7 protein-coding genes and 1 pseudogene are annotated in these 5,752 nt (G+C 38.2%); 1 reads left to right on the top strand and 7 read right to left on the bottom strand.

Annotated elements, in window-relative coordinates; translation table 11 throughout:
* Nucleotides 1–56: 56 nt before the first annotated feature.
* A pseudogene (locus HMPREF0501_RS06490) lies at nt 57–748 on the bottom strand (UPF0236 family transposase-like protein); the annotation flags it as partial.
* A 203-nt stretch (nt 749–951) separates the two neighbouring features.
* Here HMPREF0501_RS06490 and HMPREF0501_RS06485 point away from each other — a divergent pair.
* Nucleotides 952–1,287 carry a hypothetical protein gene (locus HMPREF0501_RS06485; RefSeq protein WP_006917118.1) on the top strand — a complete coding sequence of 112 codons (336 nt, stop codon included), beginning with the start codon at nt 952–954 and terminating at the stop codon, nt 1,285–1,287.
* Here the strand turns inward: HMPREF0501_RS06485 and folP are convergent.
* From folP to folB, 6 genes are read right to left on the bottom strand one after another with little or no spacing between them, the layout of a single operon-like run.
* Nucleotides 1,268–2,416, bottom strand: coding sequence for a dihydropteroate synthase (gene folP / locus HMPREF0501_RS06480; protein WP_006917117.1), 1,149 nt, complete (start codon nt 2,414–2,416; stop codon nt 1,268–1,270). The genes HMPREF0501_RS06485 and folP overlap by 20 nt on opposite strands.
* Nucleotides 2,413–3,006, bottom strand: coding sequence for a non-canonical purine NTP pyrophosphatase (locus HMPREF0501_RS06475; protein WP_006917116.1), 594 nt, complete (start codon nt 3,004–3,006; stop codon nt 2,413–2,415). The genes folP and HMPREF0501_RS06475 overlap by 4 nt, the downstream gene beginning before the upstream one ends.
* Nucleotides 2,996–4,255, bottom strand: a complete 1,260-nt coding sequence (locus tag HMPREF0501_RS06470) for a bifunctional folylpolyglutamate synthase/dihydrofolate synthase (protein ID WP_006917115.1) — start codon at nt 4,253–4,255, stop codon at nt 2,996–2,998. The genes HMPREF0501_RS06475 and HMPREF0501_RS06470 overlap by 11 nt, the downstream gene beginning before the upstream one ends.
* Entirely contained in the window at nt 4,242–4,820 is a 579-nt protein-coding gene (gene folE, locus HMPREF0501_RS06465) for a GTP cyclohydrolase I FolE (RefSeq protein WP_006917114.1), read from the bottom strand. Before folE ends, HMPREF0501_RS06470 begins: the two co-directional genes overlap by 14 nt.
* Complete coding sequence (folK, locus tag HMPREF0501_RS06460) at nt 4,802–5,314, bottom strand: 2-amino-4-hydroxy-6-hydroxymethyldihydropteridine diphosphokinase (protein ID WP_006917113.1); 513 nt, start codon at nt 5,312–5,314, stop codon at nt 4,802–4,804. The genes folE and folK overlap by 19 nt, the downstream gene beginning before the upstream one ends.
* Complete coding sequence (gene folB, locus HMPREF0501_RS06455) at nt 5,307–5,675, bottom strand: dihydroneopterin aldolase (RefSeq protein ID WP_081443432.1); 369 nt, start codon at nt 5,673–5,675, stop codon at nt 5,307–5,309. The genes folK and folB overlap by 8 nt, the downstream gene beginning before the upstream one ends.
* Nucleotides 5,676–5,752 lie beyond the last annotated feature (77 nt).

Here is a 5,752-nt window from a genome sequence, read left to right as displayed (position 1 = left end):
ACATAAAAACACCCCAGAATCATTAGACTTGTGTCTAACAATTCTAGGGCACTTCAGTAATGACAATCTAAATAATCATTTACTCGTGATTCAAGCCGTTCTTTATGCCCAACAATGAGGAAATCACGCTGATTAATGATTTGATTAGCTACTTGCTCATAAATCCAACAATGATGTACAAGGGTCAGCCGACCTAGATGCTTGACTTCTTTTGAGTTTAATCATAAAGGCATCACCCTCAATAGTTAAATTTTCAGGAGTACAGCGATGAGTAGCTTGGTGTTCATTTACTTAAGTTTGATTAACTACCTGATTTTCTAACTCATGCACGGCGTGCATTACTGAATCGACCGTAATTCCACCGTCAAAAATAAGGTTTAAAATATCGGCAGTATTGCGCATTGTAGTTATCTGGGCAATCTTAGCCATCATCATTAAGTAGTTCGGCGACAAACAGCGACGTAGTTTGATTTTTAATTGGTGATCTAAGTAAAATTCACGTTTCTTTGGCCCAGCCTGATAATACCGGCGTTGGAAAGCCACCGGATCAACAAAGTTAAGCGTCCGTGGTTGCTTATTGATTACTCGGTAGTCCGCTGGCGTATGAGACGCTTTGATCTAAGCTCTCTAAAAAATTTTGCATGATCGCTTGTCCTAACTCCAGCACACCCTTTAAAATAATCTGTTCAGCTTCAAATAAACTGCCTGATTTCACCAAATTTTGCTCGATTTCTGTTAAAATATCTATGAGGGCAGGCCTGCCTTTGCTTAGTATTCGACACACTAAAGGCTAATGGTCTTTTCTTTTTTTGTAAATAAGTAAAATTGGTCTACAAAGAAATCCCCATGACCAGATGAATTATTCATCCAACCTATGAAAATCTTACACTAACGTATGTGGTCAGTTGCTTTCAAGAATGCTAAAATCAAAGCCGAAAGGAGCCTACCCATATGTTAAAAATAATAGTGGCGATCCTGATCGTGATATTACTAATTACCACTACCATCGGGTTACACGCTAAAATTGAGCGAAAAGTAACTAATTGGCTTGAATTAAGTCGCCTATTTTATTTTCTTTTATTAACCGCTTCGATTGTCCATGCCTTTTTGCATTTCAAAACACAATTCTTTAGCGATATATTATGGATTATTTTTTTGATTATTATCTATATGCTAATGGAAACTGCTTTTCGCCTAAAACGTGAGACATTTGGCAATCCGCATTTAACAATCCTGCTCTTTATTTTCTTAGTTTTAGCGTTAGGAATTAGTTGTTGGTGGATCTAAACCAATAACTATTATTAATAGTATCAATCATTTTTACTAGCTGACTAGTTTCTTCGACATCATGAACACGTAAGACACGACCGCCGCGTAAATACATTGCCGTTTCTGCAATTAATGTTACGTCTAGGCGGTCTTCTTTGGCTAAATTAAATAATTTTTGTCCAAAGCCCTTTCGTGAAATTGCAACTATAATTGGCCGATGCAGGTAATTAAGCTGGTCAATATTACGCATCATCGCATAATCCTGGTATCCATCCGCAATTTTGGCATAACCGATGCCCTGATCAAGAACCACTCGTTCAAGATTAATACCCGCAGCAGCGATTGTTCCCAAATTCTGTTCAAAGAACTTTTGAATTGCGACTGTTAAATTATCGTAATCGTGGGTCCGGCTGCTATGCATCGTAACCATCCCCACTTCACTTTTAGCCATTAAAGCTAGTTTTTGATTTGTATCAAATGCTTGAACATCATTAATAATATCAACACCTGCTTTTATTGCCGCTTCCATAACCTGCAATTTATATGTATCAACAGCGATTGCTATTTGCGGATAATCATGCTTAAGGATGTTAATCGCGGGCATGATCCGATAAATTTCTTCTTGTGGTTCAACTTCAGTAAAGCCACCTGGTTTAGTAGTTTGTCCGCCTACTTCGATTACATTTGCTCCTGCCTTGACCATTTTATCAATTTGGTGAGTAATTTCAGTAATCGATTGATATTTTCCACCATCATAAAATGAGTCCGGCGTCACATTAAGGATTCCATAAATAACCGGCTGCTCGTTAAGCTTAAATGTAAAGCGACCAGCCCGCCACAAGATTTGATGGTGTTCCTGAATTTGCTCAAGAGAAGCAAGCAACTCCCGGTCATTATTCCAACGTTCTTGAACATGAATCATCAATGCTTTAAGTGATTGCAATGGAAATAAAAATTCAACACGGCTACCAATATAGACTACTGGTACGTCAAAATGACAAACGAACTGTTCAACCATCGCCGCAGTTTCAACTTTCTCACATTCCCAAGTTAATAATAACTGTTGATGCCGATTGATTTGATCAGCCAAAATAGCAGTTTCTAACTTAGAAGTATTGTTGGTAATTGTTTTTTCAGTAATTTTCATTTTACTTCTCCTAACTGATCTAATAAATTTTTCACAGCACGTGCACGATGAAGGTATGAAATACGTTTAGGACGACTCATTTCGGCAAGAGTCTGATCTTCGCCATCTGGTATTAAGATTCGGTCAAACCCAGTTGAATTAGTTCCGCGTTCTTCAGGTGCAATTACTCCAGTTAATTCACAGCGAGCAATATTACTGATGTGACCATTAACTGCTAAAGCAATTGTCGTCTTCATCGTAAATTTACGTGATTTTCCATTAACTAATTGGATCAAATACCGATTAAGCTGACCGTCGGGAACTTCAACTGCTAATTCACGTGCTGTTTGAACGCCATATTTTGCGGGAAACGCGGCTAGTTCTAGTCCAGAATCGTCAGCAATAACATTAGCTCCTGGTAATTGCTGGCTGATAAAAATTGCTTTTTTATTAGCATTTGCTTGGTAGCTCGTCGTTGATTCTGATGGAAAATGTTGACGCGGTAGTTTGTCCGTATAAATCTCGCCCCACTGGTGGTAAAACCGCAAAATATTTTGGATTTCATCCGCCTTAAAAGTATTATGGGTTGCAATAACAAAATTATTTTTCATTTAGCTTGGCCTCGATATCTTTAATGGTGTAAAAAGAGCCGGTAACAATGATTAGATCATCACGCTTTGCAAGTTCTCGTGCTTTTGCTAGTCCCTCGTTCGGTGTTTTAGCAACTATTGCCTGTGGAAGAATTGCTGCCAATTCAGCAACTGGCAAGGCCCGAGATGGGTGATTCGGAGTAGTAATAATTAATTTATCCGTTAATCGTTGATAAGTTTTGCACATCTCTATAATGTTTTTATCAGCAAGAAACCCTAAGACCATAATGATTTTAGTGCCAGGGTAAGTTTGCAAGGTATGATAAAGCTGATGAGCAGCATCAGGATTATGAGCCCCATCAAGAACCACAGTTGGATGATGAGCAATCATCTGCATTCGTCCGGTAATAGAAATTGTCTTCATCATCGTTAATAATGGTTGCCATGAATTTATAAAGCCTTCCTGGATTAAATATTGAAATACGCTGATAACAGTCCCGAGATTCTGGCTTTGAAACGATCCAAGCAAGTTAAAGGGGACCCAATGTAATGTATCATTAAAGAAAATGGCTGCTTTTCCATCAATAATTTCCTGCTCTTTAGCAAGAGTCAGCTCCACATTTTGACTCTGAGCATAGTCATGAATAACATCAATTGTTTCTTCTTGCTGGCACGGTCCAAGAAAGACCTGGTGAGTACCCGTCTTGATAATGCCAGCTTTTGCATACGCAATGTTGGTGATTTTAGGTCCTAAAATGCGGGTATGATCGAGGGCAATATGAGTGATCACTGAAATTAATGGAGCGTTAATTATATTAGTTGCATCATCACGTCCGCCTAGTCCACACTCAATTACTGCCCAATAGACTTTTTGATCGGCAAAATATTGAATCATTATTAACGTCCACCATTCGAATACCGTGATATTAGCTGGTGTAATATCAGCCGGTAATCGACTAGCAATTTTTTGGTAGGTGTCTACAAATGATTGCCTACTTATTAACTTATCATTAATTTTAATCTGTTCACGATCATCAACAAGTGCTGGACTGCTAAAATACCCCACCTTATATCCTGCATATTGTAAGGTTTGTTCCAACATCATTCCGGTTGAGCCTTTTCCATTAGTACCCGCGATGTGAATAATCTTAAATTGACGATCTGGATTTCCCAAATTAGCAAGAATTGGTCTTAAAAATTTAATACGATCTTTTACACCAGCGAGCATTCGCCGATCAAAACCCGCAATAATTTGTTCATAAGTCAGCATGGTTATTCCTCGTTTGCATTAAAAATTCTCGTTTTAAGTCTTTATCTTCCTTAAACCGACCAGTAAATTTATCAGTATAGGTGTACTGCCCTGCTTTATTAACACCACGCATTTCCATACAAAGGTGACGCGCGCTAATTGTTACCGCAATTCCGGCAGGATCAAGAATACGCTGTAATTCTGCCGCTAAATCTGTTGTTACTCGCTCCTGCATTCCTGGCTTTTTAGTCACGAAATCAATTAAACGTGGAATTTTGCTTAAACCAATTACCTGGTCATCTTTAGGAACATACGCCACATTAGCGTAACCAAAAAACGGCAACAAGTGATGTTCACACATTGAATAAAACGGAATGTGCTGAACCAACACCATCTCTGGAACATCACTAACATGAAACACTTTATAATTAGCCACATCTTCAGGTTGACGTTTCAAAGATGAAAAAACTTCTTGATACATTTTAGCAACCCGTTGCGGCGTTTCTAGTAGTCCCTCACGATGCGGGTTCTCACCGATAGCAATTAATAAATCCCTAACAACTTTTTCTATTTTTTGCTGGTCCATAAAAACACCTCTTGTCCATATATCTTTTTTAGCCAGTTGTGGTCTGAAGTTGCTTTCAATAAAGCAGTCAATCGTTGGCGATAAGGTTCATCCAAAGTTGAAATCTCAAGCATTGGAACTAATACAAAGCGCCTGTTCGCCATTTCTGAATGCGGGATTATTAAAGTCGGGGTTTTAATTTGCTGGTGGTTAAAGTCAATGATATCTAAGTCAATTGTCCGCGGACCCCAGTGGATAAGCCGCTTACGGTGAAGACTTTGTTCAATCCAATGCAAGAAATCAAGGAGCTTTGGGGCAGTTAAATCTGTTCTTATTTTTACAGCAATATTATAAAAAGAGTCCTGCTTTACACCGCCAACCGGTTCTGTTTCATAAACGGATGAAACCGCTAAAAGTTCAATTTGAGATGAATCTGCTAATAGCTGAACCGCTTTTTGCAAATTTGCTAACCGATCACCAATATTACTACCAATACTTAAATATGCTTTATTCATGGTCGTTTGCTCCCTGCACCTCAATTTCAATGTTGTCAAAGATTCCGGCAATTGGCACACTATATTTACGAATCCGTAACCGCACCTCATCTAGCATAGGATAAGTCCGTAAAATTTCATGAAGCAAATTATTCGCAAGACTTTCAATTAAGTTATAGTTGTGATGGGCCACAAATTGTGCAATTGTGTCATAGACATCTGCATAGCTAACCGTTTCTTCTAAGTTATCAGTCCTTACTTTGGCTTCAATTGGATAAGTCATTTCACAATCAACTTCTATTTTTTGACCGAGCTTTTTTTCTTCCGCAAACACGCCATTATATGTATTAAATGGCATGTTATTAATTCTAATTTTTCCGATAAGCTACTGCCCCCCTTCACGTTTTATTTTCTATTTTAACGCATAAGTTTCTTTGTGAAAAGACACTAATGGATTAA

This window comes from Limosilactobacillus coleohominis 101-4-CHN (assembly GCF_000161935.1).
Lineage (GTDB): Bacteria > Bacillota > Bacilli > Lactobacillales > Lactobacillaceae > Limosilactobacillus > Limosilactobacillus coleohominis_A.
The sequence above is the reverse complement of the archived record's forward strand: the minus strand, read 5'-3'. Positions and strand labels throughout refer to the sequence as shown.